Annotated in this window: 25 protein-coding genes; 19 read left to right on the top strand and 6 right to left on the bottom strand. The window is 57.4% G+C overall.

Features of this window, described 5'->3' with window-relative positions; translation table 11 throughout:
• Window positions 1-108: 108 nt before the first annotated feature.
• Complete coding sequence (locus FXB38_RS09780; protein ID WP_148750654.1) at window positions 109-1,047, bottom strand: GlxA family transcriptional regulator; 939 nt, start codon at window positions 1,045-1,047, stop codon at window positions 109-111.
• A gap of 228 nt (window positions 1,048-1,275) precedes the next feature.
• On the opposite strand from FXB38_RS09780, the gene FXB38_RS09775 reads away from it, so the two are divergent.
• The 13 genes from FXB38_RS09775 (at window position 1,276) to FXB38_RS09715 (ending at window position 14,442) form a co-directional block, all read left to right on the top strand.
• Window positions 1,276-2,292, top strand: coding sequence for an alpha/beta hydrolase family protein (locus tag FXB38_RS09775; protein WP_148750653.1), 1,017 nt, complete (start codon window positions 1,276-1,278; stop codon window positions 2,290-2,292).
• A gap of 433 nt (window positions 2,293-2,725) precedes the next feature.
• Entirely contained in the window at window positions 2,726-3,460 is a 735-nt protein-coding gene (locus tag FXB38_RS09770) for a class II aldolase/adducin family protein (protein ID WP_148750652.1), read from the top strand.
• A 414-nt stretch (window positions 3,461-3,874) separates the two neighbouring features.
• Window positions 3,875-4,720 carry a nitroreductase family protein gene (locus FXB38_RS09765; protein WP_187434773.1) on the top strand — a complete coding sequence of 282 codons (846 nt, stop codon included), beginning with the start codon at window positions 3,875-3,877 and terminating at the stop codon, window positions 4,718-4,720.
• A complete protein-coding gene (locus FXB38_RS09760; protein WP_347340226.1) occupies window positions 4,689-5,996 on the top strand; it encodes a condensation domain-containing protein in 1,308 nt (435 codons plus the stop codon). Before FXB38_RS09765 ends, FXB38_RS09760 begins: the two co-directional genes overlap by 32 nt.
• A complete protein-coding gene (locus tag FXB38_RS09755) occupies window positions 5,996-7,441 on the top strand; it encodes a class I adenylate-forming enzyme family protein (RefSeq protein ID WP_148750649.1) in 1,446 nt (481 codons plus the stop codon). The genes FXB38_RS09760 and FXB38_RS09755 overlap by 1 nt, the downstream gene beginning before the upstream one ends.
• A 44-nt stretch (window positions 7,442-7,485) precedes the next feature.
• Complete coding sequence (locus tag FXB38_RS09750) at window positions 7,486-7,746, top strand: hypothetical protein (RefSeq protein WP_148750648.1); 261 nt, start codon at window positions 7,486-7,488, stop codon at window positions 7,744-7,746.
• Window positions 7,739-8,464 carry a dihydrodipicolinate reductase C-terminal domain-containing protein gene (locus FXB38_RS09745; RefSeq protein ID WP_148750647.1) on the top strand — a complete coding sequence of 242 codons (726 nt, stop codon included), beginning with the start codon at window positions 7,739-7,741 and terminating at the stop codon, window positions 8,462-8,464. The genes FXB38_RS09750 and FXB38_RS09745 overlap by 8 nt, the downstream gene beginning before the upstream one ends.
• A 2-nt stretch (window positions 8,465-8,466) precedes the next feature.
• Window positions 8,467-9,579, top strand: coding sequence for an acyl-CoA dehydrogenase family protein (locus FXB38_RS09740; RefSeq protein WP_148750646.1), 1,113 nt, complete (start codon window positions 8,467-8,469; stop codon window positions 9,577-9,579).
• 19 nt (window positions 9,580-9,598) lie between these two features.
• Complete coding sequence (locus FXB38_RS09735; RefSeq protein ID WP_148750645.1) at window positions 9,599-10,774, top strand: LLM class flavin-dependent oxidoreductase; 1,176 nt, start codon at window positions 9,599-9,601, stop codon at window positions 10,772-10,774.
• On the top strand, window positions 10,771-12,036 hold the full coding sequence (locus FXB38_RS09730) for an MFS transporter (RefSeq protein WP_148750644.1): 1,266 nt from the start codon (window positions 10,771-10,773) through the stop codon (window positions 12,034-12,036). Before FXB38_RS09735 ends, FXB38_RS09730 begins: the two co-directional genes overlap by 4 nt.
• Window positions 12,037-12,095: 59 nt before the next feature.
• Entirely contained in the window at window positions 12,096-13,124 is a 1,029-nt protein-coding gene (gene gap / locus FXB38_RS09725; protein ID WP_148750643.1) for a type I glyceraldehyde-3-phosphate dehydrogenase, read from the top strand.
• 182 nt (window positions 13,125-13,306) lie between these two features.
• Window positions 13,307-13,984, top strand: a complete 678-nt coding sequence (locus FXB38_RS09720; RefSeq protein ID WP_148750642.1) for an NADPH-dependent FMN reductase — start codon at window positions 13,307-13,309, stop codon at window positions 13,982-13,984.
• 53 nt (window positions 13,985-14,037) lie between these two features.
• On the top strand, window positions 14,038-14,442 hold the full coding sequence (locus FXB38_RS09715; protein ID WP_148750641.1) for a hypothetical protein: 405 nt from the start codon (window positions 14,038-14,040) through the stop codon (window positions 14,440-14,442).
• 1,078 nt (window positions 14,443-15,520) lie between these two features.
• Here the strand turns inward: FXB38_RS09715 and FXB38_RS09710 are convergent.
• Together FXB38_RS09710 and FXB38_RS09705 are read right to left on the bottom strand one after the other, a co-directional pair.
• Window positions 15,521-15,781: a hypothetical protein gene (locus FXB38_RS09710; RefSeq protein WP_148750640.1), complete on the bottom strand. Its 261-nt coding sequence runs from the start codon at window positions 15,779-15,781 to the stop codon at window positions 15,521-15,523.
• Window positions 15,782-16,294: 513 nt separating this feature from the next.
• Window positions 16,295-17,029 carry a hypothetical protein gene (locus FXB38_RS09705; protein ID WP_148750639.1) on the bottom strand — a complete coding sequence of 245 codons (735 nt, stop codon included), beginning with the start codon at window positions 17,027-17,029 and terminating at the stop codon, window positions 16,295-16,297.
• 140 nt (window positions 17,030-17,169) lie between these two features.
• Between FXB38_RS09705 and FXB38_RS09700 the strand changes: the two genes are divergently transcribed.
• The 4 genes from FXB38_RS09700 (at window position 17,170) to FXB38_RS09680 (ending at window position 21,320) form a co-directional block, all read left to right on the top strand.
• The gene (locus tag FXB38_RS09700) at window positions 17,170-17,643 is read left to right on the top strand and encodes an ABC transporter permease subunit (RefSeq protein WP_246229787.1); all 474 of its coding nucleotides are present in this window, start codon (window positions 17,170-17,172) and stop codon (window positions 17,641-17,643) included.
• Window positions 17,616-18,392 carry an ABC transporter ATP-binding protein gene (locus FXB38_RS09695; protein WP_148750638.1) on the top strand — a complete coding sequence of 259 codons (777 nt, stop codon included), beginning with the start codon at window positions 17,616-17,618 and terminating at the stop codon, window positions 18,390-18,392. The genes FXB38_RS09700 and FXB38_RS09695 overlap by 28 nt, the downstream gene beginning before the upstream one ends.
• 639 nt (window positions 18,393-19,031) lie before the next feature.
• Window positions 19,032-20,411: an LLM class flavin-dependent oxidoreductase gene (locus FXB38_RS09685; RefSeq protein ID WP_148750637.1), complete on the top strand. Its 1,380-nt coding sequence runs from the start codon at window positions 19,032-19,034 to the stop codon at window positions 20,409-20,411.
• A gap of 81 nt (window positions 20,412-20,492) precedes the next feature.
• Window positions 20,493-21,320: an alpha/beta fold hydrolase gene (locus FXB38_RS09680; RefSeq protein WP_148750636.1), complete on the top strand. Its 828-nt coding sequence runs from the start codon at window positions 20,493-20,495 to the stop codon at window positions 21,318-21,320.
• Window positions 21,321-21,389: 69 nt separating this feature from the next.
• Here FXB38_RS09680 and FXB38_RS09675 read toward each other — a convergent pair whose 3' ends face one another.
• From FXB38_RS09675 to FXB38_RS09665, 3 genes are all read right to left on the bottom strand, one after another.
• On the bottom strand, window positions 21,390-21,641 hold the full coding sequence (locus tag FXB38_RS09675) for a hypothetical protein (RefSeq protein WP_187434771.1): 252 nt from the start codon (window positions 21,639-21,641) through the stop codon (window positions 21,390-21,392).
• Between the two features lie 103 nt (window positions 21,642-21,744).
• Window positions 21,745-23,166, bottom strand: coding sequence for a UvrD-helicase domain-containing protein (locus FXB38_RS09670; RefSeq protein ID WP_148750635.1), 1,422 nt, complete (start codon window positions 23,164-23,166; stop codon window positions 21,745-21,747).
• On the bottom strand, window positions 23,153-24,865 hold the full coding sequence (locus FXB38_RS09665; RefSeq protein WP_148750634.1) for an ATP-dependent nuclease: 1,713 nt from the start codon (window positions 24,863-24,865) through the stop codon (window positions 23,153-23,155). Before FXB38_RS09665 ends, FXB38_RS09670 begins: the two co-directional genes overlap by 14 nt.
• Window positions 24,866-25,285: 420 nt before the next feature.
• Here FXB38_RS09665 and FXB38_RS09660 point away from each other — a divergent pair, with 420 nt between their 5' ends.
• Both FXB38_RS09660 and FXB38_RS42640 read left to right on the top strand, forming a co-directional pair.
• Window positions 25,286-26,758: an ApeA N-terminal domain 1-containing protein gene (locus FXB38_RS09660; protein WP_148750633.1), complete on the top strand. Its 1,473-nt coding sequence runs from the start codon at window positions 25,286-25,288 to the stop codon at window positions 26,756-26,758.
• Window positions 26,758-26,907, top strand: a complete 150-nt coding sequence (locus FXB38_RS42640; RefSeq protein ID WP_187434770.1) for a hypothetical protein — start codon at window positions 26,758-26,760, stop codon at window positions 26,905-26,907. Before FXB38_RS09660 ends, FXB38_RS42640 begins: the two co-directional genes overlap by 1 nt.
• Window positions 26,908-26,917 lie beyond the last annotated feature (10 nt).

Below are 26,917 nucleotides of genomic sequence, written 5' to 3'. Positions count from 1 at the left end.
TCAAGGCGTGCCTCATCGACCGATCGAAACGGCTAGCGCCGATCGCCTGGAAACTGATGGTCAGCGGTGAACGGTACAGGCCTGCTATCCTGCCTCGCACGCGATTACCTAGCTTCGTCGCGCGGTGCGTCGAAACGATTGCGGTGGCTGTCCAAAAATACGGATGAACGCACGGCGCATGTGCGCGGCGTCTCGGAATCCTGTCTGATGCGCAATCGCCTCCATCGAATCTGTCATAGTTTCTATCTTGGCTCTCGCCGTTGATATCCGTAAGCTCTCAACAGCCTTGCTCGGGCTTATCCCAGTCGCAGCAGCGAACGTGCGCGTGAATTGTCGCGGACTCAGGTGGAACTGGGCCGACATACGATCGAGCGTGAGAGGTTCATCTAGGTGATCATGAACCCACTTCAGAAATGCACCGAATCTATTTTGAGACGATTTCAATTGGAGCCCTGCGGAAAACTGCGACTGTCCGCCGGAGCGTGGCCAGCATAAGACAAAATCGCGAGCGACTTCCTTGGCAATCTCCGAGCCGTAATCTTCTGCGACCATAGCCAACGCGAGATCTACGCCGGCACTATTCCCCGCGCAGCTCCATACCTTGCCGTCTTTGACAATCAACTGGCTTGGTTGCAACCGAACCCCTGAGCCTAGGGCGCGAAGATCTTTGCACAAAGACCAGTGGGTGGTCGCGCGCCTGCCGTTGAGAAGTCCTGCCCGGCCGAGGACGTGAGCCCCGGAGCCTATACCGGCGATCCTGCGTATTTTGGCCGCCATCGATCTCACGAATGCGATCGTCCGCTCCGATCCCATCAACCCGGCTATATCCTCGCTGCCAGCCACGATTAGCGTGTCGAGAGAACGGACTCGTCTAGCGTCCGCCGCGTAAAACTTTACACCTGACGAACTTCGTATGGGGGTATTACCCAGCGCTATCAGCTTAGTATCGATCCTGCGGCCGGAAAGCTCCCCTGCGGCCTCGAACACGGAAATCGGTCCAGCGGCATCAAGCAATTGGAAGTTGGGAAAGATCAGTACGCCGATCACAAGCGCTCATCCAACAGCGACGGTCAAATCCGATGGGACCGATCTTTGAAGAAGCTGATCATCACGGTCGCCACTCGACGTAAACACGAAGTGATTCGTTTATGCAACCATATTCGATATCCTCAGCTTTCGTTCCTTTACCAATCTTGGGAAGTCAGCACGATGAAACGAAACGACGTATGCCGGGGAAACCTCGCGACGAAACATCGAATGTAAAGCGTGCCTCGAATGGTGATCGGGTTTAGAGAGGGGGTATCGTTTGATCGTCACAGGTCGAACTGGGACGGAACTGGGCCACGCCCCATTTCGTGGTGTATGTGGTACCCGGCGGTCACAAGCGCAGTCGAGAGTGAATTGTCTGGCGCGTCATGGTTTGTCACAAGTCCTGTCGCCCATGGCGCGCCGCTCAATAACCGAGCAGGCTGCTATAATCTTGTCCTGCTATCCCACGGCACCGGCGGATCAGCGGCTGCAATGGAGTGGCTTGGTCATGGGCTGGCTCGAAGGGGATTTGTGGCGCTAGCTGTCAGTCATCACGGCAACTCCGCAATTGAGCGCTACCGTCTCGAAGGCTTTGCCTGCCTGTGGGAGCGGGCTCGTGATCTAACCTGCATGCTCGATAGCCTGCACTGGATCGCCGATATCGCCAGCCATATCAACACGAGGCAAGTGTTCGTTGCCGGTTTCTCCGCGGGAGCTTACGCAGCAATGCTATTGTTGGGTGCCCAAACATCGTCCTCGCCATTTTATGGTCTTGGTGCGGCAAGGTGTGGGATGCTCAATTCCAGGCAATTTCCAGATATCGCGACAAGAATTCCGCGACTATTCCTCGAGAGCGCGGTCTTCCGCGAATCCTGGAAGCGGATGTCGGCCTCGTATCTAGATACCAGGTTCACGGCCGGCCTGCTTCTTGCTCCAGGGCCCTCTGTATTGGGTTTCGCCGCGGATAGCCTAGCCGAAATTCGAGCGGCTGTGCGGATCGTCGTTGGCGACGGCGACAAGGTGGCGCCCGCGAGCGAATGCTCCGACTGGCTTCACCACCGACTTCGCAACAGCATGCTCGAAATACTACGACCGAACGTGGGACATTATATTTTTCTCCCGAAGCCTTCCCGCTTGGGACTTCGTTCGACACCAGAATACTTTACGGATGTCGATAAGATCCGTCGAAGCTCCATTCACGCTCGGCTCGTTGAGACGTCCGCTGCATTCTTTCATTCAACAATGAGAAATGATCGCCTCTAACCTCGCCGCAACGTAGCTCGCCTATCTTGTTTCGACCGGACGCTTTCTCACCCTGACCAAAAGTGTAGCACGCCATTCCGCGAAAGCTGAAAGCCGATTGGCCTTGTCGCTCAGGCGCGAGTTCGCGCCTCCTTTTATATAAGCTTCTGCGCACGCCCGATGTTCGCTAGATCGCAACGTTTCTGAACGTTTCTCAGCGGCTTCAATCCCCAAAGCTCGCCATCCGAACAATATTCTGCTGCGATCGTCGTTTTGTGCTTGCACCATGCTCGATCAAATCGCCGCCGCGCACCTAGTACTCGTGCATCGTGCCTGCGGTCTATTTTTTTATCATCCACGAAAATCACACTGGTGACATCTTCTGATTGTATCTGTTGGTCGTCTCCTTAAAATTGTTCGTAACTGGTGCTACAATCTCAGAGAGTCAGCGTCAATGAGCGAGCCTGAACGAAAATCGTTAGCCGCCGATGCAATGTCTGTACAAGCGGCGATCGGAGCGCGTGCACTTTCCCTCGGCGGTCACGACGATTTTAATCAGGGGCAGATTTCCTGGCGCCGTCCGGGTTCTTCTAAATTCTCTATCAAGGGCGCGCTTGTCGGGTTCGACGAGGCGACCCCGACGAATTTTGTTGTGGCTTGCGTGGATCCGGGCGCCGAACGGGACAAAATGGCTCCGCCTGAGTTGCCATTACATCAGGCAATTTACGAAACGCGCCCCGACGTGAGTTGCATCATCCACAGTCACGCGCCCGCGGGACTAGTGTTTGGTGCACTTAATCAGGAACTCGTACCTCTCACTCACGAAGGTGCGGGCTTGCAGCGCTTGGTGAGTCGTTTCGAATTAACGAGCAATACAGTCTTGGACATGTCCGTCGGACGCGCGATCGCTGCGTGTTTGGGGTCGGGCATTGCGGTGTTTCTCGTCAATCACGGTAGTGTCGTTGTCGGAAAGAGTATCCGGCACGCCGTGGTTTACGCGTTAATGCTGGAGAGAGCGTGTCGGCTTCAACTCGATGCGCTGGCAACAGGGCGCGAGTTTGCAAGTTCGTCTGACACCGACGTGGTTGCGAAGCGTGACTTTATCTTCGCGGACCTGTCGATCCGCTCGTACTGGGAACACACCCAACGAAGAGTGCTGCGAAACTCTCCGGAAGCCGCAGCCTGGTAACGTCTAGGAAATCCTGCTGTGAGCGAAAGTTCGTTGGAGTCCTCGTCGGTGCCGACATCAGTTGGCGTGGCCGCTCCCATAAAATGGGTTGACGTTAGGCAGCCCCCGATTCCCCATGGTGGGCGATCCACCAGGCTGCCCGTCGGCCTGGCGAACGCGGTCGCTCGGCTTGAGGCGGCAATCGGGTATCGCGATGACACCGGCAAGCGAGCGGCTCCATCTGCAGGAGCGTGCTATCCGTACGAAGTATTCATCTCACCACTGGACCGCCCGGCGTTCGGATCAATTGATTTTCACCGCCGACGGATCGTTACTCAGTACGCCGATCGCAGTTCCTGGAATAGCGACTCTTTCGTCTACTTCCTTGTTGGACGACCGTGGCTTTCAATGCGCAAGTATGGACGGAGAGGCTATTTGTACCATCTCCTCGACATCGGACATGCGGCGTTGAACTTATCCTTGGTGGCGGGGGACTCTCCGGTCTCTCGTTGGGTTTTGCAATCTCGTGTTGCACAACAGATTGCACGACAATCGAGCGCTTGTGGTGGTTCTTTGCTGGGAGTCGGTATCATCGAGGGGGGACGCAACCAGGTCTCTCCCACAGGCTGGACAATGCATGATACAACGGATGCATCAACGCTTGCGCTCAGCGACATCGAAGGCGTGGTTGGTTCATTCTTGCCGCCACCGCCTGAGCCGGTCGCGCTGTACCTTGCCAAGGGATGTGCCCAGACCGACCTGGCGAATGCTATCGCTAACCGCCGATCCGCCGCCCGTCTTCAGGGTCTGGTCTCACCCGATCCGGCAGCGCGTGCCACACAACGATGTGTGGACCTCTGCGAACGGCTAATCCCGGCGCTCGGACTGCCAGTCCCGGGCATTCTAAGCATCTCCAGAAATCAAGAGAATGGTGCGAGGCGACTAAATCCGACTTGGACTGACCGCGCCTTGATTGGGCAGAGCGATCTCGCCGGTGCGAATACATTCATCGTCATCCACTCGAAAATTCGTGACGCTGTTGCGGATACGCTCACTCCTTCGACACAACGGCTCATTGTTGCGTGCGGAATTGCCGGTGAAATTGCTTACCTAACGGCCACACACGCAGGTCTGGGCGTGACCGGAATTGGAGGCATCAATCCTTCGTTGTGGGCCGAACTCTGCGAAACCAGCGACGACGTTCTCTATCTGGTTGCCCTTGGTGATTCGCAGGTCGGTGAAAAGTTTGATGCGACCGGGACGCGCGGAAGCCATGGTTAGTTATCCGGATTTGTCTTGTGAGTACCCGTGCAGTTGGGATCAGAACGAGCGGCTCACCAGCGCAAGGGCGCAGACCAAGGAACGAGACAAGGTTGCGAAGGCTTGGTTTGTCGACGACAATACGCGATTGGAGGATATCGCAGCCGCTTGGCGCGAGGTTATAGTAAGACATCCGTCTCTTCGTGTCGCCTTCACGCAACATCGGCAAGGCTATTGGACACAACGTGTGCTCCCGTGCGAGGCAGTGGAGTCTTGGTGCACAGTTGTTGAAGAAGCGACAGAAGAGCAGCTAAGTACCCTGCGGGCTCACGTTGGTTTGCATACCGGACAGCTCTTTTCGGTCGCGCTAGTGCGCAGGACTAACGGCCTCGAAGTCCACTTCACCGTGGACCACATTTGTATTGATTCTCGGTCCTTGACGGTCATTGTCGACGAATGGAGCCGGTTCATAGATAATGGTCCACCAACTGTTCGCGAAGTCGATGACAAGTTTCTCAGATTCTGCCTCAAGCGGGCACCATCACCCGAGGTTCTGAGACAGACGCTTGAAGAAGAAGCTCGTGCACCGGCCAAAAGCTTCCCCCCCTATGCGCAGGCACCTCTTTCGCTTTCGGAAAACGCCGGCCGGTACCAGCTCGAGGCTGCAAAGGTCAAGATACCCTGGACCGGCTTTTCCTTCGACGCCAGAACATGTGCCGCGGGTATCGGACCGGCCCTGTTGGCTAGCGGGCTAGACTCGCTCCATGGCACTCAACCGGGACTGACGACCGAATATCCGATGATCGGAGTTCTCCTGGGGCGTAACTCACTTGAGTACGATCAATCCGTAGGGCCTTTCTCGTCTTGGTTCATGTTGTCCGTACCGGTCGGACCAGACGGTCTCGCCACAAGAGCAAGAAAAGTCCACGGCCGGTTGCTTAACGCGGTCCGACGGCCCCCGACTCCCTTTGCCCTGGAGACAGCGATCCGCGTAAACAACCTGGTCGCGGCGCGAAATCGACCGTATCACCAGTCTCCTCGATATCTTTACGCCAACCATCTGATGCCAACCCGGGATCTCACCGTAAGCGGCAAGGCGGCGAGGGCAATCGCACTGGACGGTGGCCTCAGAGGTTATGGATTGGCAAGGGCCTTATCCAGATCATGGGAGGACGGACTCGAACTCGAGTTCACGGCGCGAGCGGACCTGCTCTCGACTGGCGTAACAGAATATTTGGTGCGGCACGCGCTTGAGCAGTCGCGGAGCGAGGCGATGGCAACAGTGGAGGCCCGTTGATGATCTTATACGAACGGATATCTAAAGGTCTGGCGGACCATCCCGACTCCCTGATCGGGAATCTTTCGGAGAAGATCTCCTACGGGCGACTATGTGATTTGGTTGACGACAAGTCGCGCGCGCTGACGATGGCGCTCGACCTGCAACGGGGGGCGCCCGCCCGTGTCGGGATCGTCCGCCGGAACGCTCCAGCTTACGTCTCCGACTTTTTAGCTGTTCTCCGTGTCGGCGGCGTTCCGTTCCTCATTGATCCGGCCTTAGGGGCACATGAGATCGTAACTCTTGACACCTGTTGTGGCTTCGACGGGATATTGCATGACGGGTCTGCGCAGCTTCCGCCAGGTAGATGCGTGGTTGATTGCGCTGGAACGCCGCTTTGGTTGCCCGCCGATCAAGCCTCATCCCGTTTACCGTTAGCGCCCGATACAGAAGTGTGCCGACTCACTTCGGGATCGACCCGTTCACCGGCGTGCATCGAATTCTCGGGTTCTGCAGTATCGGCGGCCGCGCAGGCGTGGTGCAGCGCAAGTGAGCTCAATAGCGCTGATCGCGTCCTATGCTTCGCCGGGCTCTATAACGGACTGGCCTTCAATACGTCGTTGATCCCGGGATTGCTGGCAGGCGCCGACCTTCTCTTCCCTGCGGGTCTGCCTAGCCCTAGCAATATTGCCCGCCATCTCGTGACGCTTGAGCCGACCGTGCTTGTGGCATTCCCGGCCGCCTACGATCATCTGGCGGCATCCCAACTCGACTGGATGGCGCAGAGCCGACTGCGCTTAGCGCTGTCATCAGCGGCGCGCCTCAGCCTGCAAACCAGCGTTACACTAGCTCAGCGTTCGATACGCGTTGCGGACTATTATGGCATCGCGGAAACTGGCCCGCTGACGTTCAATTCCGATCCAACCCCCGGTGGGGGACAAGGATATCCGTTGCCGGGTGTCTCGCTTCGCACCGAAGGCGTGAAAGATGGGATCGGCACTCTGCTCGCCAAAAGCAGGTCGGCCGGTACGCGATACCTCAACTATCCCGGCGAGCTGGAGGGAAGGTTTTCCTCGGACGGTTACTATCGAACCACGGATCGAGGAGCCTTGTTGCCAAGCGGCGAACTTCAGTTGGCCGGCCGTCTCGGCAACTCGTTCAATCTCGGCGGACGCAAGTTTTCCTCGGAGGAAGTGGAGAATTTGCTGACTTCCCACCCGGCCGTGGCAGCGGGGACTGCCGCCGTCGTTAGCCCCGATGGAGGCCGTCCGTTCTTGGGAGCCGTCGTGGTACGAAAATACGAGGTCGATCCGGTGGAGCTGCGTCGGCACTACTTGGCAAGAGCTGCCTCCTTCAAGGTGCCCGAGCGGATCATTTTCGTTGATGTGCTGCCTACGAATGGAGCCGGCAAGGTTCAGGGCTCCAAAATAGAGCAACTCCTTCTAAGCTATCGCGATCGAGACTGATATCCAGCCCCTGTAGTCCAGACTCATAGCCGAGGAGAGCCGAAATGACCCAGGTCGACACTTCGCTGAGCGAAAGTATCGCTAAGCTGATCGAACAAGCTTCCAGCGGGCTCGTGACCCAACAATTGGCGTTGGATGAACGGTCAAATCTTTTGGAGAAGGGATTTTCTTCCCTGTCGTTTCTTCAACTGATTGATTCGATCGAGACAACGTACGGCGTCTACATTGACCTGGAGGAGGATACCACGTTCCTCGGCAGGGTCAGTGGAATCGTCAGGTTTTTGAAGGAGCAGAACGTTGAATGAATCGCCTCTTATCGTAGGCATTGTTGGTTCGACGGGTCGGCTCGGAATGGCGATCGCTGACGAGTGTACCCGTTGTGGCGTTCGCCTCGGACTACGCGCATCATCGAGCGGCTGGCGCATCGACACCGCGCCTCATGTGCTCGTTGACGCCACCGCGCCGAGCGCATTGCTCGACACAATAGGCTACTGCCGCGAAACCGGCACGGCCCTGATCTATGCCGTCTCATCCGTTCCCTCCGATGCCTACCGCACCCTTGTCGAATTAAGCCGCCAAGTTCCTGTCGTTATCGCCGACAACCTATCAATCGGTCACTGGTTACAAGTCTCTCTGGTTCGCACCATCGCAAGGCTGAGCGCCGGGTTCGAGAGACAGCCCCGCATGTCGGTTCTCGAGCGGCACCCGGTGACGAAAAGGGACCGTCCAAGCGCATCCGCTGGTTCGCTTGCGCGCTCATGGGCTGAGCTGGCAGTGACGTATTCGCATGGCGAGATAGTCTCGCAACGTGCTGGCGCCCCCGTTAGCGATCACATGGTGACGTTTGACCTGCCTGGAGCGTCGCTGTCGATCAGTCATAGCGTCGCCGACCTCCGTGCCGCAGCTTCTGGATTCCTCGCGGCGGCCCGATATGCCTTTGAAAGGTCCCCCGGCCTGGCAACGATGTTCGACGTCTATGCCGGACTATACGAGCCCGTTCGTTCAACACTCGAGAAGAGCTGAACATGCCGTGCGAACCTGACCACATCCTGGCGGAGATCGACCGATTGGTCAGCGAGGAGGTTTTGGCGATCGTCGAAACGTCGGAACGCAACGAGACATTTCCGTCCGCCCTGGTGAGCAAAATATGCTCGCTTGGGTTGCCAGGTTTGGTCCTCGGTCAAACGAAAACCCCCGATCCAACCACCTTGTTCTGCGTTGCGATCGAACGTCTCGCCGTTCATTGGCTGGCTCTCGCAGAAGCGGTTCATTTGCAGACGCTTGCAACCAGCGGACTAGCGCAGCATGGCGACGACAAACTCAAGAACGAGTTCCTGCCGGATATGCTGAACGGCAAGCTGATAGGCTCCAATTGCCTGTCAGAGCCTTCGGCCGGGTCGGACCTTTCGCAGATCGAAACCACGGCGACGTCAAGGGGCGATGCTTATGTTCTGAACGGTGTGAAGTCGTGGGTCGGACACGCCGGCGTGTCAGGCTTGCTTAACGTATATGCAAAAACCGGCGGCGCCGGGCTCGGCGGGCTGACCTGCTTCCTTGTGGATGCGGGCAGTCCAGGTGTCCAAATCCAGTCTCGTGAAAAGAAGATGGGGGTTCGTGCCCTGCCAACGGCGAAGATTGTGTTCGAACAGGTTGAAGTACCTCGTTCTCGCATTCTGGGCCGGATCAATCGGGGCATGATCGTTGCACAGAGCTTCTTCGTGCAGGGCCGTCTGGGGATCGCGGCATGCGCAGTCGGCTTGGCGCAAGCAGCTCTCAACAGGGCGACGAGCTATGCCAAGGCCCGCGTTCAGTTCGGATCAAAGATCATAGAGTTTCAGGGAATTTCGTTTTTGCTAGCCGACATGTCAACGGAGATCGAAGCCGCCCGTCAGCTTCTTTGCCGTGCCTGTCGCGAGAGAGATGCGCGTGGACAGAAAACCGAGGTCCTAGCGGCCCAAGCGAAGCTGTTTGCGACAGACACCGCAATGAAGGTGACGACCCATGCCGTGCAGGTGCTTGGAGCATACGGATATACAAGTGACGAGCCCGTCGAGAGATGGATGCGCGAGGCCAAGTTGCTGCAAATCATCGAAGGCACCAATCAGATTCAACGCGTCACGATAGCTTCCAGACTCTGATTCAACGAGGAGAGTAATCATGCAACTGCCGAGTAGATTTGGCTGCTTCACGTCGCCTCTTCACACGCCCGGCGTCGATCCGTATCTGTTGCTTCGCGAAGACTTGGAGCTTGCGGAATTTCTCGACGATCTTGGATTTGACGAATTTTGGATAGGTGAGCACCATTCGGGCGGATGGGCAACGCTCAGCAGTCCTGAGCTGTTTATTGCGGCTGCATCGCAACGGACGCGTCAGATCAAGTTCGCCACTGGAGTGCTCGGGCTTCCGTATCATCACCCGTTTCTCGTCGCGGAGCGCGCCGCGATGCTCGATCATCTGACCGATGGACGATTTATTCTCGGAGCTGGGTCTGGTGCTTATCAGGCCGATATGCACATTCTAGGGATCGATCCTGCGAGCACCCGCAAGCGGCTCGGTGAATCGCTTGAAGCAATCGAGCCGCTGCTTCGAGGAGAGAAGCTCTCGGCGAAGACCGATTGGTTTGTGATGAACGACGCCCGCGTTCAGCTTAGGCCGTTTCGTGCGCCGATTGAAATCGTGGTCGCAAGTGCGGCGACCCCGTTCAGCATGGAATTGGCCGGCCGATTAGGAATCAACGCGATGTCCCATGTCGCGCCGCCATGGGGTGCGATCAGAGCCGGCCAGGATATCGGGGTCGGAAGGCTTGCGGATCAATGGGGGCATCTCGAGCGCGCGGCAGGTCATGCCGTCAACAAGGAAAGTTGGCGGTTGGTTGTTCCGGTCCATGTCAGCGAATCCGCCGAACAAGGAAAGAAAGAGCTGTTCGACGGTTGGAAGTTTCAGCGCGGTGACCTCTATCAGAAAACGCTCGGAGTCCCGATCCCAGGTTCGGATGTGGCTCAAGAAAAAGCGTTCGACTATACGGTTGCGCAAGGTGGGATCATTTTGGGTTCACCAGACGATTGCTTCCGCGCCGTCACCGGCTTGGCCGAGAATGTCGGCGGATTCGGTTGCCTACTCATTTCGTTCCAGGATTGGGCGCCTGCGGCGGCCCGGAAACGCAGTTTGGAGCTGTTCGCGCGGCATGTCGCTCCTCGCTTGAGGGGGGGCCTTGTCGGAATCGAAGCATCGCAAAACTGGGTCTCCGAACGACGTGAAGAGTTCGTGGCTTCGAACGCGAGCGGACGCGCGGCGGCGATGGTCCCAGTCCGTGAGGCGGAGACAGCGAAATGAGCATGCCTCCCAACGGCTGGCGACTACTCCTGGGATACGGTGTCGGGCGGTCAACCTGGATACTGGCTGCGTGCCAAGCGTTCTACTTCATGGGTGTGAGCATCGACCTCACCCTGACGGCAATTGTCGGGCTCAAACTGGCACCCACGCCTGCTCTCGCGACGTTCCCACTGGCGGCAATCACAATCGTCGGAACTCTGTGCTCATTTGGCACGGGGCTTGCGGTAGGTCGAATTGGGTACATCGCCGTGATGATCGCTGGGGCGACAACAGCCGCAGTTGGTGCCGCAGTGTCGGTGCTTGCCATAACAACGGGCTCGTTCTGGCTATTGTGCTGTGGCACCGGACTGGTTGGCGCCTATCGATCTACCGGGGGGTACATTCGCTATATGGCCGCGGATCGCGCGCCGGACGGACAGCGGGAGCGGGCTGTATCGTTCATTCTGTATGGCGGTCTTGTCGCGGCGTTTGCCGGTCCGTTTGTCGCAACCTCGGCATCCGATTTCTTCGGCGCCCAGTATGCAGGCGCTTATGCGATGGTGGGAGTATTTGCCTTGACCAACATCCCCTTGATGTTGTCGCTCCGTGCCGGCCGAATTGGTCCCAAAACGCAAACCGACAAGCTGACGCCAGTTCCTCTGTCCTCTGTGAAAGCCTCCAAAGACTTCTATTGCGGGCTGTTCGCTCTCGCGGGCTCTGGCGCCCTGATGACGATGATCATGGCAATCGGTCCACTGGGCAGCCATGAATGCGGACACTCGGCTTCGGTCGGGGCCGCCATCATCCAATGGCACCTTGTCGGCATGTTTGCACCGGCACTCATCAGCGGCAATATCTTGACGCGAGTAGGGCCAGGATGGACCGGAATGATCGGTGCAGGTCTATTCGCGGCGGGGGCCGTCGGTGGGGTCCTTGGCACAAGCGCAACCAACTTTCTGATTGCGCTCGCCTTGAACGGCATCGGTTGGAATTTCCTCTATCTTGCAGGCACGACATTCCTTGTCCGCAGTTATCCACCGGGTCGTGGCGGACGAATCCAGGCTGTCGCCGAAGGGCTCGGTCAATCGACGGGCGTGCTCGCATCTCTCACCGCGAGCTCCGTTTTCGTCCTCCTGGGTTGGGAAGGCGTGAACTGGCCTGTATTGGGCATTTCACTGGTGCTGATTTTTGTCTTGGTGCTGGCGGGCGGATTGAAGAGTATATCGGTCAGTGAGCCGACATCTGCACCCTCGCTCCAGCCTACGCCAGAAACGCGGGGCTGACAGAACCGAACCTATCCAAGACGTCGAGATTGTCGTCAAAATCAAATCAGGAGACCCTGATGACTCTTCGAGTAGCTATCAATGGATTTGGCCGCATGGGCCGAAACTTTCTTCGAGCCGCGTTCGCCTCAAAAGTCGATCTTGAGATCGTTTGCATTAACGATCTGGCCAACACTGCGGTGCTTGCCCACATGGTTAAGTACGACTCGATACTCGGTACATTTCCTGGAGACATCACGTATGATGATGCGACTCTGCGAGTGAATGGCGCCGCGATAAACGCGACATCGGAGACTGATCCAGCCGCGCTCCCTTGGCACGAATTGGACGTTGATGTCGTCATTGAATCGACCGGGCGCTTCACAAAAGCTTCCGATGCGCGAAAGCACATTGACGCCGGCGCAAGAAAAGTAATTATTTCGGCCCCCGCCACTGAAGAGGACATCACCATTGTGTTGGGGGTGAATGAGCAAGCGTACGATCCGGCTCGGCATACGATTATCTCGAACGCGTCATGCACCACCAATTGCGTGGCACCTATGGCGAAGGTGCTCCTGGACAACTTTGGATTCGTTCGAGGCTATATGACGACCGTACACGCCTATACGACGGAGCAGCAATTGCTCGATCAGATCGCCATGAGCAGATCTGGGCAGGCAAATCTGAGGCGCATGCGCGCAGCAGCGATCAATATCGTCCCAAGCACAACGGGAGCCGCAAGAGCCACCAGCCTCGTGATACCCGAACTCAAGGGCAGGCTTGACGGCATCGCATTCCGCGTGCCGGTTCCCACAGGCTCCGTCACTGACTTAGTCGTCACGCTTGACCGCGAAGCAAGCAAGGACGAGATCAATTCAGCATTCCGGAGCGCTTCACAGTCAGCGATGCGAGGAATTCTTGCCTACACCGAAGACGAAATCGTGTCGTCCGATATCGTGGGGACCCCACCGAGTTGCACCTTCGATTCCGCTTTGACAATGAGCAGCGGAAATCAGGTGAAAGTCGTTGGGTGGTATGACAACGAATGGGGCTATTCAAACCGTCTCGTTGACCTCTCCTTGCTGATCGGACGCCAGTTGAGGGCCTGAGTTTGGGAGCCGCCAGAACTGCGGTTGGTGGGCATCGTGCGATGTTGGCCGATGTACGGAGTTGGCATCCCGCAACGGATGCGCGATGCCAAATGCGCCGTTCAATTGTGGCAATGTCGATGGAGTTTGTCGTTTCGATCACAGACGTCTGCCGAAACTCAATCCGTTGGAGAACGATGATCATGTCAGATCGTAAGTTTGAGGCTCCCGTCGCTTCGCAGCCGGAGGTAGCCATTTCCGACGCGAGTCCGCTGATTGTCGGCATTGGAGGCACGGTACGTCCTGGCTCGAGCACTGAACGAGCGCTGCGGCTTGGTCTCTCGTTTGCCGAAGCCGCCGGGGCGCGGGTTGTGCTACTTGGACCGGCAGATCTTTGCATTTCACCGTACGATCCATCTGCGCAGCACCGTACCGAGCGTGAGGCGCGCTTGGTTACCTTGTTCCGAGCTGCTGATGGCTTAATAGTCGCCTCACCTAGCTATCACGGCGGGGTGTCCGGCCTTTTAAAGAACGCTATCGACTATGCCGAAGATCTACGTTGCGATGATCGCATCTACTTTGACGGCATTCCTGTCGGATGCCTGGTCTGTGCGAGCGGTATGCAAGGTGCAGCGTCCGCCTTGGCCGGCTTGCGAGCAATCGTGCATGCGTTGCGCGGATGGCCTACGCCGCTGGGCGTGACCATCGATACCACTGAGTGGAAGGCCATTGCCGGTGAAGCAAGCGGCCAGGATCACGTGGGCCTGCAGCTCAGGAAAATGACCGAACAGGTCGTTGAGTTTGCGCGGCGCCGCCAACACCAACACATGATGCGCTCGCCGATAGATCGATGGGTCAAATATCGACCGAACAGCGGTTGAATAGACCAGCCGGGGTTCGTTAGCTCGGCGTCGCGCCAACGGTGGAGTATAGCATGCTGAACCGAGACGATGCTTGGATTGTAACCGACGAACGATTGCCGTGTGTTGCTATTGAGGCCGATCTCAAAACCGCGCTCGGACTTGAAGAAATCAAGGATGCCCTGCGAGGCTCGTTTAAGTCGGTGAGTAACGTTTACAATTGTGCCGCGTATGAGATCGACGAGGAATTCAAAATAATACTCTGCATTAGGGCCTCGAAGAGAATAGCGTTCGTTTTCTTCTCATTCGGCAGCACGAAAGGCAATCTAGGAGGCGTTGGTTTCGAGCCTCTCTGGAGTAGAATCCTGGATCTCAAGGGAAAGATCGAGCGTGTCCTTTCGCGGCAAAGCTTAGCCAGGATTGAAGTTGGCGTCCCTAAACTTCAACTGAGTAAGAAGGGGCCGGACTGGCAATATTAAAGCACGGAAAAGTTAATCGGCGAGATCGACGGGCCTGCCGCCTGCGACCTACGCTCAATGGTGTAATTCGCGATAGACCATCACGTGGCGTAGATTCTGGAAGGGGCGGGGACGTCGGCAGCTTCTGCCGGTCGAATGCCGGTTAGCCAGCTAGCACTCTGAACTACCCAGAATACTTGGCGCCGTCCAAGGCGATTGCGCTTGTAGTCGCGCGCCCCGGTCTGCCGGCCGACCGCGAGCAGAAGCTGATAGGGCGTGAAGCGCAGGAAGCGCGAGGTTTATTCTTGCCACAACTTAAACGTCGGAGGCGGCGAATGCCATAGCCATCCGCGTGCTCAGCAGTTCAACTCTGTGCAATCCGTAAAAGGAGAAACTCGATGATGCTAAAAGAAAAAGCCCTGAATTGGAACGCAACTTGGAAGTTGTCAAACGTTCAACCTGCGTGGTGGAAGCGCGCGTTTATCGCAGTAGTCTTTTGGGTTTCTCCACCGAGCGAAGCTGATCTCTAATAAAGCTTTACCTTTCGTATTGTCTCCACATGCTCGGGATAGCGTTTCTCTATATTCCCGGCCTCTCCGAAGAGTCTGGTCGAATACCTTTCGCAAACGCTTCTGAATTTTTCGATCCCTTCTTGGGAGTACATTGTTTTGAGGCCAGGTTTCAGCTTCGCAAACTCCGTGCTGAGATGGAGCTGAGCTTCAGCGATGGACGTCTTAGATTCGTTCGCACTTTCGATGACGAGTTTATTCCATCGCAGCGCGATTTCTTGTAGAAATGGCTTTACAACCGTGCACGGGTTCAAATGGGCTAGAACTATTCCCCCAGGAAGTACGATTTTGTTGACTAAGATCGTGTCCTTTCAGGTGTTCACGACGCAAGCTGTTTGCTTGACGCAAAGTATGTCACCGATAGTGAAGGGTAGCTCTTAGGTCTAGCTGTCAGGCCCGTCGAGTGCACCTACAGGCAGTCGAATACGATGGGGTAGAAGCAAAGAAAACGCAAAATGCCTCATCCAGGCTTCAACACACTTGGCTATCCTCAAAACATGCCCCCGAGAATTCATTCAGTGGGTCATCCATCAGAGAAAGTCCCTCAGCCGCGCAAGTTCAACGATGTGCTCATGCTGAAGGACCTCAGTTACCAAGGGTAGCTGGGCCTTGGTGTGGATTTCATACAGGTGGCGTTCTTCCTTTGACATAAAGGCCCGAATGCAGACGTCGAGCGTTCCTTCGACAACAGAGTAAGGCACCGCACCCCATGTTGTGGGGATCCGCTCCTTCTTTAATGAAGGCCATTTTCGCAACGTTGCAGGTGCATTGAAATCAATCTCGGTGGTCATGTTGTCCTGAGTCCGCGTCGTCGAATCGATTATATATGCGAAACTCCCCCTTCGTATGGGGCTTTTGTCTTCTTTGGCCCAAAATCTTTCTATAAACGCATCCTAGGTGCGGGACGAAGTCTGTCCGTTTGCGCTGAACTGCGCATGGGCCCCGCTGCGCCGGCCAGAGCACTGTGTACCGCGATACCGCGAGCGGATTGATCATCGGCAGCCCGTCAATTTCGCCAGGCCGCGGAGATGGCGAACAAGACATCGACCCCGACGAGGTCATACGCATGATCGCATGATCGGAGGTACCTGGCCTGGATACGAGCGCAGCGGACACAGGTATCGGCGAAGCACGAAATCGTCGATTTTGGACGTGGCTCTACGGCAGGGCTCACAGCTTGATTTGGGAAGAACCAGATCGCTTCCAAGTCCGTAAGGAAGATATGTTCCGTGGATAGTCCTTCGGTCGATAGGCAATACGCGCACCGGTTCAGCGGCTGATAGAGCTTCGATGGATAAGGAACGTTAGGAGTCATTGCTCGTGATTGTCTCAATAGGTCGGCTTGGTTTTTTGAGGTTTTCGATTCTGCGGACTTCGACAAAGGTGAATACGGCGGCACGCATCAAAGTTAAAAATAGGGCTTCAAGCTCAAATTGATCATCTTCAGGCAGAATCGTATGGACACCGCCGCGTATGCGATGTGCGATCACTAAATCAGCGGCTACCGCGCCACCGGTTTCTTTGCGAAGCGCGTCGATCTGCGCTTTGAGCGCTGGCCAGTGTTGCGCAAGCCGCTCTTGCCGCGCTAGTGGCGATACATTGCCGCGCTTCAGTATTCCCAGAACCTCGGGATCTTTCCAGACTTGCTTGTACTTCTCGTAAAGCTGAGTTTCGGTGCCACCCAGCGCCGCCACGACATGTTCGACCGCGACTGCCATGCCCTGTAAGTCGCTTCGCATGCCTTCCAATGCGAATTCATTGCCGCGAAAGACGTGATCCTCGAACGATTTTAACCGCCAGAAGAAGGCCGAGAGTCCTTCGTCGGCGAGAAAGCCCGCAAATGCCTGGATATCAGCCTCGCTCAAGCCCTCGATGTTTTTATTCGTGATGGACGCTTTCAGCGTGAGGCAAAGGCGATCTTTCTCCTGTTCGGTCCAACTCGGCCAAATCACGTCGAGGATCGGCTTGAACCGCCCGCCCGAGTTGCCTACCCGGTCACGCACCTCTTCAAACGTCATTCCGTCGAGCTGTCGGGCCATTTGTACGCTCTTGCCGAGCGTATCCTTATATGCGTCGGCGATTAGGGGGCGGCCGTTCCGATTCCAGTCCGACCATCGCTCCGACAGAAAACGGCAAAGCAAGACCAGACCTTCGACGCGAATATTGTGACGATCTGCAGATGCTGCGCACGTTGCCGATCGTCGCTCTCATCCCGCTGCTCATCATCTGGTTCGGTACCGGCGAGCAGCCCAAGATCGCGCTGATCGCGCTTGCGACCGCATTCCCGCTTTACCTCAACGTCTATGCGGGCATCCGGAACGTCGATCAGAAGCTGATCGAGGTAGGCCTGACGCTGGGGCTCAGCCGCGCCGCTCTGGTGTGGAACATGGTCCTTCCGGGGGCACTCCCGAACGCGTTGATCGGCTTGCGCCATTCATTGGGAGTTGCCTGGCTGGCCCTGGTCTTCGGCGAGCAGATCAATGCCAGCGCCGGGATCGGATATCTGATGAACACCGGGCGGGAGCTATTCCAGACTGATGTCATCGTCGTCTGTCTCGTCGTGTATGCGCTGCTCGGGCTGATCGTCGACGCCTTCGTTCGTTTTCTCGAAAGGGTCCTGCTGTCATGGCGGCCGTCCTTCACCGGAACTTGAGCCCTGCCGGGGATGAGACGCCTCGTCCCTCCGTGGTGCGCGTACGCGGTTTGACACGCCGGTTCGGCGCCCGTGCCGTCATTGACAATCTCGACCTCGACATTGCCCCGGGCGAGTTCGTCGCGCTGATCGGAGCGAGTGGATGCGGCAAGTCGACGTTCTTGCGCGTGCTTGCGGATCTCGATGCGGATATCGAGGGCGAAGTCGCCGTACCTGCCCGGCGGGCAGTCGCGTTCCAGGAGCCTCGGCTCATCCCATGGAAATCGGTCTGGAGGAATGTCGTGCTGGGCCTTCCCGGACTGCCCAATCGCGGACGCGCAGAGGCGGCGCTGGCGGAGGTCGGCCTTGGACACCGGGCGGAGGTGTGGCCCAAGGTACTCTCGGGCGGGGAAGCCCAGCGGGCGTCGTTGGCGAGGACGCTTGTGCGCGACCCAGACTTGCTCCTGCTCGATGAGCCCTTCGGAGCACTCGATGCGCTGACACGCTTGAATGCGCAGACGCTCGTTGCAGACCTCTGGCGCCGGCACGGCTATGCCGTACTGCTGGTGACGCATGACGTCGAGGAAGCACTGCTGCTCGCCGATCGGGTGCTCGTGATGGAAGCGAGGGGTATCGCTCATGAACTGGTCGTCGACCTGCCGCGACCGCGCGACATCAGTCGCGAACGATTCGGCGTATTGCACCGCCAGCTCTTGACGTGGCTTGGCGTAAATCTCCGCGATACGGCCGTCCACGATGGCGGCGAGTAGGGCCACGGAGCCGCTGTCTGGAAAGCGGAGTGCGCGATTTCAGCGCATGGCAATGCTCATGTCGCAGCAATCAATTTTCCGATTTTGCGGCGGGCTTTGGCATATCGCGCCTGCGACGTGGCCGTCAGAGAACACGTAGCATGCTATATTCTCGGACACATTGACTTCGCCGGATGACAGGGCGGATATTCGTCGCATTGATGTTTCGATGAGTAGGGATCGGCCGCGAGCCGTGGGCAGCTCCCCGTGTGACGACGGCGGCAGGATAGGCCGCACGGAGCGCACTTTCGGCATCAATCCTCACAATCGGAGACGCCAATCATTGAAAATTGGCGAGCACGCAATTACGTCTCTTGCCTTTGCCATTGAGCTTCAATCCCGTTCCGTCGGCTTCGTCGTTCGTGACGGAAAGCGCAACCGGTTTCAATCGGCGCTCCATGACCTCAGCCGCTTGAACGGACGGTCGTTTCGGTCGCCCCAGGATGCAGAGAAGGCGATCCGACGGCGGTTGCAGCCGAAGAAATCCGAGACCATTGCATAGCGTTGCGCAGAGGCGCGGAAGCCCTTGAACAGCGTGACACGCTGACGCGGATCAGAGCTGCCGGGTGACTGGAATTTCTCGTAATAAGGAGCGCCCCGATGGCCGCGAAGAAACAAATTCTGCTCAACGCCTTCAACATGAACTGTGTCGGCCATATCAACCAAGGAGCCTGGACGCATCCGCGCGATCGCTCGTCCGACTACAATACGCTCGCCTACTGGACGGATCAGGCGAAGCTGCTCGAGCGCGGGCTTTTCGACGGGATATTCATCGCTGATATCATCGGTGTCTATGATGTCTATGGCGGCGGGATCGATCTGACGGCGCGAGAAGCAGTGCAGCTCCCCGTGAACGATCCGATCCTGCTCGTCTCCGCCATGGCGGCGGTGACGACGAATTTGGGTTTCGGAATCACCGTGAACGTGCACAACGAAGCGCCCTATACCCTGGCTCGGCGCTTTTCGACCCTCGATCATCTGACGCGAGGGCGCATCGGCTGGAACATCGTCGCCGGCTATCTGGAGAGCGCGCATCGCGGCAAGGGCGACGGACATCTCCCCGAGCATGACCGGCGCCACGACTATGCCAGCGAATATCTCGAGGTGCTCTACAAGCTTTGGGAGGGAAGCTGGGATGACGATGCCGTCCGCCGAAATCGGGCGGCACGTGTTTTCACTGATCCCGGCAAGGTCAGGCCGGTCTCACATCATGGCGAGTTTTTCGACGTCGAGGGCTATCATCTCGCAGAGCCGTCGATACAGCGTACGCCGGTGCTGTACCAAGCTGGCACCTCGCTACGAGGTCGCACTTTCGCAGGCCAGCACGCCGAATGCGTCTTCATCTCTGCCCGCGACAAGCCGACAGCCCGGAATGCGGTCCGTGCGATCCGGGCGGAGGCCGAACGCGCTGGCCGCCGTCCCGGTGACATCAAGATCTTCGTCGGCATCGCTGTGGTGCCGGGCCGGACCACGGCCGAAGCTGAGGCGAAACGCGACGAGTATCTGCGCTATGCCAGCCCGGAGGCGGGTCTGGCGCATTTCTCCGCCTCGACCGGCATCGATTTCGCCCAGTACAGCCTCGACGATGCCATCCCTTACGCACCCGGTAACGCGATCCAGTCGGCGACGGCCGCCGCCGCGCAAAGGGGCCTTACCAAGCGCGATCTCCTGAAGGAACTCGCCCTCGGTGGACGCCATGCGGCGATCACTGGCGATGGACCCGCGATTGCCGACGAGCTTCAGGGCTGGATTGACGAAACGGATGTCGATGGGTTCAATCTCAGCCGGATCGTTGTGCCGGAGAGTTATGAGGACTTCATCGATATCGTGATCCCCGAACTTCAGAACCGCGGCCGCTACAAGACCGCCTATTCAGATGGCTCCTTGCGCCATAAGCTGTTCGGTGAAGGCGACCGGCTGCCCGTCCGGCATGCCGCCGGGGCTTTCCAGCCGCGGGCGCGTCAGAGCGCTGCGGAGTGAGGGAGAGGATAGGCCATCAGGTCGCGAGGATGGCAATGACTGCCAGTACGCGTCCTTCGAAGGATCACGGGACAGGCTGCCATGCTCGACGGGTTCCAGCGCTATGATGTCCAGACCGAAGGTGCGACGATCGCCACGTTCATAGGTGGGAACGGTCCTCCACTGCTACTGCTCCACGGACATCCGCAGACCCACGTCGCTTGGCGTCACGTCGCTCCCTTTCTGGCGCGCGACTACACCGTCGTCGCCACGGACCTGCGGGGATATGGCGACAGCCGCGGACCGCAGCAGGCCAACGCATCGGCTTATTCCAAGCGCACGATGGCGAGCGATCAGGTCGCCGTGATGAAGCGGTTTGGGTTCGATCGTTTTGCCGTCATCGGGCACGACCGCGGTGCTCGGGTCGGGTACCGCATGGCATTGGATCACCGGGACTCCGTACGGGCTTTCGTATCCCTGACCGTCATTCCGACCAGCGAGGTGTGGGCATGCGCCGGCAAGGATTTCGCGCTCGGGGCTTATCACTGGCTGTTGTTTGCGCAACCCTATGACTTGCCGGAACGTCTGTTGAGCGGCGATCCCGACTTCTTCCTGGACTGGACGCTGCGGAAAATGGCCAAGGATGCCGGCGCCTTGTCAGACGACGCCCGTGCTGCCTATCGGGAGGCATTTCGTCGACCCGAGGTGCGGCACGCGATGATGCAGGACTATCGGGCCGGTGCGAGCATAGACCATGAGCATGATCTCGCTGATCGCGCTGCCGGAAAGGTTCTCGATTGCCCGGTGCTTGTGCTGTGGGAAGAGGGACCGTTCAGCGATACGAATACGCCGCTTCACATCTGGAAGAGCTGGGCGAATGAAGTTGACGGCTGGGCCATTCCCGGCGGTCATCTTCAGCCGGAAGAGTAGCCTGAAGCCGTGCTCGATGCTGTCCGTCCGTTTCTCGCGCGCAGTCCTGGCTAGTCCCAGCCGCTCTGGTCAGCCGCCGAGCCAGGCGTCGGAAAAGTCGCCCGCGGTGAGATCGACGCTATTGTACAGATCCCGGACACGAGCGTTGCTGACGATGGTCGTGTTCAGCGCCACCAGCGGCAATGCCGGCAGGTCCTCGCTGGTGATCCTCTGAATCTGGCGGAATTGATCGGCGCGTCGGGCTTCATCGCGCTCGGTGCTGGCCTGCCGGAACAGCTCATCGACCGTTGATGTGTTCCACAAATGAGTGTAACAGGTCAAGGGATATTGTTACGGATCGGCGCCGTGCGTGCTGGGTCCTAGCAGCGGCGCCGAAAGCGTGCTCGCCTGGCTTATCGTCCGAAGAAAACTGCGCTGGCTCGTCCTACGGGTTAAGGACGTTGGTGTCAGAACAGGTAACGAGTGTACGGCTCCCGCGCGTCATCGCGACGTATAGGTGGTTATGGTCCATGACTTCTGGATTTAGGATCACCGCGACATCCGCTTCCAGACCCTTAAGCAGGAGCGTGCTGCCAACGGTGCGTTTTGCCAAGGGTCTGCCAATGAGGCGCGATTGTTCTCGGACCTGAACCGCGGCGTCATAAATGGATGGTCCATCCGCCGAACCGCATAGCTGAAACATCTTGTGACATCCCCGCAGAACCGGCGGGCGATGGGCACGCACGCCTCCGTCCTTGTTGATGGCAGCCAGCAACGCAGACGCTCCGGCATAACTGGGTTTGTCCGCGAATGCCAAGGCCGCCTGTTCGGTCTCGGTCGGGCCCTTCCTAGCTTTGCCGGATTGAAGACTGTCGACGCGGGCGAGCAAGTCTTCGGGTCCCACGTTCACCATTACCTGAGACGCGAATTGGACAAGGCGATAGAGTGCGTTGCTGGCGCTCAGATCGAATGCGCGCGCAAAATCCACAAGATCGCGCAGGTCCACGCTTTCTGCGACGACAGCGCCGGGCGTTTGCCTAGCGAAACGCCGTTGTTCCGTCGGCTTGGTAGAATCGGCGATAATGAGAACCGATCCATCGGCAGTCGGCGCCTTCGTCAAACACGCCTTGAGGCGCAGCGCGTGATCATCCGATCCGTCGAGCGCGATGTGAACTACATTCCTTGGCGCTGAAGCAAGATCGATGCTGCCACCGGCCAGAAGCGTTTTGCGAACGCCGAGCAGCCATTCACCGAACGCTTTCTCACCCGCGTTGATCCACCGCCAAGGCGTCTTCAATTCGCCTGCATCACCGAAACTGGCAAGGACATCAGCATCCCAATCGACGAGCGCGTTACCCTTGAAGCCGAAGATAGCTTGCATGGGATCGCCCAGCACGCAGCAGTGCAGCGGATCAGAAAGGAACACTACCATCTCATGCTGGACTTGCGAGCAGTCCTGATATTCATCGACAAAGAGGCGGTCATACGTTGCTGCGAGGATTTCATCGAGATGTTCTTCATTGAGCAGCGCCGCCGCGGCCTTGCGGATGGCCGGATAGTTCGTCCCTGGCGAAGCTAGCTCAAGTATCGCTGGATCGTGGCCGCTGCGCTTTGGAAACATCGAGATCAACCGCATGGCGAAGCCATCGAGCGTGGCCAAGCGATACTTAGATGGAGCAATGCCCGCACGATCAAGCCGGCCCCTGAGCGCGGCCACGCCGGCATTGGTATGCGTCAGAACAAGGATTGGCTTTGACCGCTCGTGCCGCGACAAAGCACTAGCGATCAGCTGGGTCTTGCCGCTCCCTGCGGGAGCGGTGATTGCGCCTTTCTCGACGCTGAGCAAATCGATTTCAGGACCGGCCATCTTCGATCCACGCGAACACGCCCTCAACGATCGCGCGGAACTCGGCATCGCATTTCGCCAAAGCTGGCCCGACGATTTCCCGGCCGCAATGCTCCATCGCCGTCACATTTTTGAACCACGCAGCGCTTTTTGTCGCGCATGCCTTCGTCAGGCAGGCGCGGATATCCTTGGTGATGCTTGCCCGGCAATCCTTGAGGGTCAATTTCCCGGCAGAGATCGATTTGATGTGTTCGCCGACCAGTTCCTCGCCGTGCAGTGTGACGGCATATTCCAGCAGCTTCGTCACGGCATCGAAGGGCAGGGCGTCGAATAATTCATCTTCGAGCGCGCGTCCCGCGCGCCATTTGAATATCGCTCCGACGACCTTAACGAAGATACCTTCTGCTGCTTTATCGGGCTGCACGTCATCATCACGCAAGACGTTTGTGCGGTAGCCCAGGCTGCGGAACGCTTTGGCGCGCGAATAAATGTTGTCGCTGCCCTTGGCGTCGACAAGTGCGAGGCCAAGGGCCTCCATGGTGATTGTGCCTTGCGACGCCCGGAACTGATCGATGCCGCGCACAAGGCCAACTTCGCTTGCGCCTTCGCACACCAAGACCGACGAGCTCAAGAATGCCTCCGGGCACATCCGAACCGTGCCTTGGATGGTGGGTTTCGATCCGACGAGTACGGCTTTGTGCCCATCTTTGCCATGCCGAAGTACCGTCAGCTGGTTCGCCGACAATTCGCGGACGGTTACGGGCGAATGCGTCGTCAAGAACGCTTGCAGCGGTGGTGGCTCTTCCTTTGAGCCAATGGAATGAAGGAGTCGGATAAGCCGGTGTGGCTCCAACCCATGTTCCACCTCGTCAATCAGGATGATGGTCGCATCTTTGGCGGCTTTGCGTTGCAGGCCGGCAACCAGCAATCGTGCCGAGCCCGTACCGAGCCCACGAAGCGGAATACCGTCTTCGTTGTGAAGGGCAATAGTGCCGCCACTGAATGACACGGAATGCGCATCAAGCAATGCCTTGGGATGCGCGCCAATATCAATCCCGAGGTCGCGGGCCGTGTCGCCAACTATCCCGAGCGTTACCGATAACTGCTTTTCGGCCATGTCGCCGAAGGTGGCTCGGGCTTGCCGTGCAGCCTCGGCCATCGCGCCAGAGGTCTCAGCCTTTTCATCGGAAAGCTTGGTCAGCACCGAGCCACGCCGCCACGCCAAATCGTTCTCGGCGTAAGCGCCGATCCGCGTCGCGCAAAGCCTGATGCGATCACTCCATGTGAGGTAGCGAGTTTGGCCCTGCGCCTCGGAACGCCCGGACACCAGTGTCCATACCGGCTCAAGATCGCTCTTGACGGTCAGGTTCAGGGTGAGAACCGTCTCCGCGCCGTGCTCCGGTTCGTCGTCGATCACGCCCGTCGCGGCATTAAATGATCGCAGGTAGTTGCCATAAGTCTCCATGCTCTTGAGACCGTCATCCAGCTCACCGATAGTGATCGAGATTGAGACCGGCTCGGTCACATCAAGGCCATGGAAATCCGTGTCTGAAAACGAAATGTTGCGGCGCGCGCCAAGGCATAGGTCGATCGCATTGAGGACGGAGGATTTTCCCGCATCGCCTGGTCCGATGAGGCAGTTCAAGCCCTCGGCCGGTCTCCACGTGAATGTCTTTAGGCAGCGAAAATTTCGGATGTCGATGAGGCGAACGCGGGGCAAGGGTGAACAACTCGGTCATGGGAAATGAGTGCTATAGTACAGCCCAACAGCCATTGCTTGCCAGAGAAAAGCGATGCAACTCAGGGAAAACGGCACGTCGGCAGCAGCACTCCCTTTACACGGCTTTCAATCATTGAGCATTCGAATTCGGGGCCGCCCGCGTGTCGTGCTTCTGGACTATTGATTCCGCAGAGGCGCACCGGACAACCTTATCGCCGACGTGCAGCTCGATCGTGTCGCCGTCCACGACAACGGCTGTACCTTCGTAGTCGGCTGCACTGAGGCACAGAAGCGAGATGACGGTCGCAGGACGGAAGGCCCCATACCGCATGCCCAAATGCAACCCAGCAGTTGATTCTTTGTGTGTGGAGCTTACACAGTCTTCAGAGCTGAACAAATGAAGCTTTAGGGTTTTCGAAAATGGCTGTCCTGGAAGCGCGCGGAGTATTTTGGTGGCATGATGAGCCTGTTCCAGATGTACTGTTAGCCCCTGATGCTCATGTCTTCGGTGCACTTAAGATCGATGAGGTAGGCCGTATTTCTCTTGAGTTGGACGGCTATCTCGCAAATGAGCATGGCCCCATGGCGGCGATAGTCACGCGTCAGGAACGACATCCCGAAAAGAGATGCATTCAAGGCCTTCTCAAGGACACGAGCCAGCGGGTGCTACTACTGAACCTTATCAGAAACGGGGGGCAATTTAATACGAACGGCATATCCTACGAACGCTTCTCAGCGATGGATTGCCTTGTGGGAAATAGCGCGTTTTTAGCCGGTGAAGCGGTGCCAAAAATACGAGAACTAGAAGTTCAACTGGATGGCTTTGAGGATTGGTTGCGACTGGGCTCCATTGAAACAGTAAAAAGAAACTCGGCGTTATCTGCAAAATATAAGAAGCCAAAAGATGCCGTCTACGCCCAGAATGACGGAAGGCTTTCGATCAATTATCACATCGCGGGGGAGCCATTTCCGGGTAAACATCGAACGAGTGTGTTGTCGCTGAAAGAGTCGGCCTCGCTTGTTTGGAAACCAAAGAGACCGTCACTCCTGGAAGATCTAAAGACCAAATATAGTCTGCTCGAAGATCTATTTATCCTTCTTACAGATTCGGACTACTGCCTGGAATGGCCGATAGTCTCACTCAACAAAGACCGGCATTGCAAATGGTACTTCTTGAGGCACGGTAGCAAGCAGTCGGCTATAGCGCCAAAATGGCACGAATGTTGGACAAATTTCGTGCAGCTCAGGAGTGAGTTTGGTTCGATATGGTCGAATTGGCAAAAGAAGCACGGAATGTTCGGTGCCGGGTTCTATTTATATCTCGGCACTCGACGCGGACTAAAGTTGTACGAGGAGCACCGGTTCGTAAACCTGATTTGGGGAATTGAAGCATTTCATCGAACGAAACATTCTGCGACGATATCTGATCGTCTGGCCAAAAAAATTGAACGGGTCATTGGTCAGGTCTCAGCGCCAAAGGATCAGAAATGGCTCCGCGAGAGGTTGAGCCATGCCCACGAACCGGCGCTCGCTCAACGGATGTTCGACGCATTCAAAACTCTCCCGATTGGAATCGAAGAGGGCCGCTTGCGCGAATTCTGCAACATATGTGCAAAGTTGCGTAATGACATATCCCACTTCGGTAGGCCCCAAAACGTCGCGTCTTCCGCCAGCTTTATTGATGATCTAGATAAGAGGAGCACGGCCCTTGCCACCCTATACCATACGTTGCTGCTCCATGAGATCGGAGTTGACGCGAAGATATTGCGGCATTGGATTTACGAAAGCTTCCGGTCGTTTCCCATCAAGCATAGTTTTGTGGAGGTTGGGCTGCTTGATAAATCCGTGCTGCAACCGCTCAATCCAAAACAGATAGGGGAGGGACGTAAATAATGACCAAAATCGATCCTTTCTCGCTCACCACTATTCCACTTGAGCAGAAGGCTTTCCTCGCTGTTGTTGAGCGTGTCTTGCCGGAACAGTTTCTCGAAACGATCACTCGGCAGAGGGTTTTCGCCAAGCAACCAGGCGCGCTTTATTAGCCCGGAGAAG

This window comes from Bradyrhizobium cytisi (genome assembly GCF_008123515.1).
Taxonomy (GTDB): Bacteria; Pseudomonadota; Alphaproteobacteria; order Rhizobiales; family Xanthobacteraceae; genus Bradyrhizobium; species Bradyrhizobium cytisi.
Note: the sequence above shows the minus strand (reverse complement) of the source record. Positions and strands in the feature narration are given on the sequence as shown.

What these genes read in the sequence shown, in the direction of transcription:
- FXB38_RS09775 (WP_148750653.1), top strand. Translation starts at nt 1,276, where the DNA reads ATGGTGATCGGGTTTAGAGAGGGGGTATCGTTTGATCGTCACAGGTCG.
- FXB38_RS09770 (WP_148750652.1), top strand. Translation starts at nt 2,726, where the DNA reads ATGAGCGAGCCTGAACGAAAATCGTTAGCCGCCGATGCAATGTCTGTA.
- FXB38_RS09760 (WP_347340226.1), top strand. Translation starts at nt 4,689, where the DNA reads ATGCGACCGGGACGCGCGGAAGCCATGGTTAGTTATCCGGATTTGTCT.
- FXB38_RS09755 (WP_148750649.1), top strand. Translation starts at nt 5,996, where the DNA reads ATGATCTTATACGAACGGATATCTAAAGGTCTGGCGGACCATCCCGAC.
- FXB38_RS09750 (WP_148750648.1), top strand. Translation starts at nt 7,486, where the DNA reads ATGACCCAGGTCGACACTTCGCTGAGCGAAAGTATCGCTAAGCTGATC.
- FXB38_RS09740 (WP_148750646.1), top strand. Translation starts at nt 8,467, where the DNA reads ATGCCGTGCGAACCTGACCACATCCTGGCGGAGATCGACCGATTGGTC.
- FXB38_RS09735 (WP_148750645.1), top strand. Translation starts at nt 9,599, where the DNA reads ATGCAACTGCCGAGTAGATTTGGCTGCTTCACGTCGCCTCTTCACACG.
- FXB38_RS09730 (WP_148750644.1), top strand. Translation starts at nt 10,771, where the DNA reads ATGAGCATGCCTCCCAACGGCTGGCGACTACTCCTGGGATACGGTGTC.
- gap (WP_148750643.1), top strand. Translation starts at nt 12,096, where the DNA reads ATGACTCTTCGAGTAGCTATCAATGGATTTGGCCGCATGGGCCGAAAC.
- FXB38_RS09720 (WP_148750642.1), top strand. Translation starts at nt 13,307, where the DNA reads ATGTCAGATCGTAAGTTTGAGGCTCCCGTCGCTTCGCAGCCGGAGGTA.
- FXB38_RS09715 (WP_148750641.1), top strand. Translation starts at nt 14,038, where the DNA reads ATGCTGAACCGAGACGATGCTTGGATTGTAACCGACGAACGATTGCCG.
- FXB38_RS09710 (WP_148750640.1), bottom strand. Translation starts at nt 15,781, where the DNA reads ATGACCACCGAGATTGATTTCAATGCACCTGCAACGTTGCGAAAATGG.
- FXB38_RS09705 (WP_148750639.1), bottom strand. Translation starts at nt 17,029, where the DNA reads ATGGCCCGACAGCTCGACGGAATGACGTTTGAAGAGGTGCGTGACCGG.
- FXB38_RS09700 (WP_246229787.1), top strand. Translation starts at nt 17,170, where the DNA reads ATGCTGCGCACGTTGCCGATCGTCGCTCTCATCCCGCTGCTCATCATC.
- FXB38_RS09695 (WP_148750638.1), top strand. Translation starts at nt 17,616, where the DNA reads ATGGCGGCCGTCCTTCACCGGAACTTGAGCCCTGCCGGGGATGAGACG.
- FXB38_RS09685 (WP_148750637.1), top strand. Translation starts at nt 19,032, where the DNA reads ATGGCCGCGAAGAAACAAATTCTGCTCAACGCCTTCAACATGAACTGT.
- FXB38_RS09680 (WP_148750636.1), top strand. Translation starts at nt 20,493, where the DNA reads ATGCTCGACGGGTTCCAGCGCTATGATGTCCAGACCGAAGGTGCGACG.
- FXB38_RS09670 (WP_148750635.1), bottom strand. Translation starts at nt 23,166, where the DNA reads ATGGCCGGTCCTGAAATCGATTTGCTCAGCGTCGAGAAAGGCGCAATC.
- FXB38_RS09660 (WP_148750633.1), top strand. Translation starts at nt 25,286, where the DNA reads ATGGCTGTCCTGGAAGCGCGCGGAGTATTTTGGTGGCATGATGAGCCT.
- FXB38_RS42640 (WP_187434770.1), top strand. Translation starts at nt 26,758, where the DNA reads ATGACCAAAATCGATCCTTTCTCGCTCACCACTATTCCACTTGAGCAG.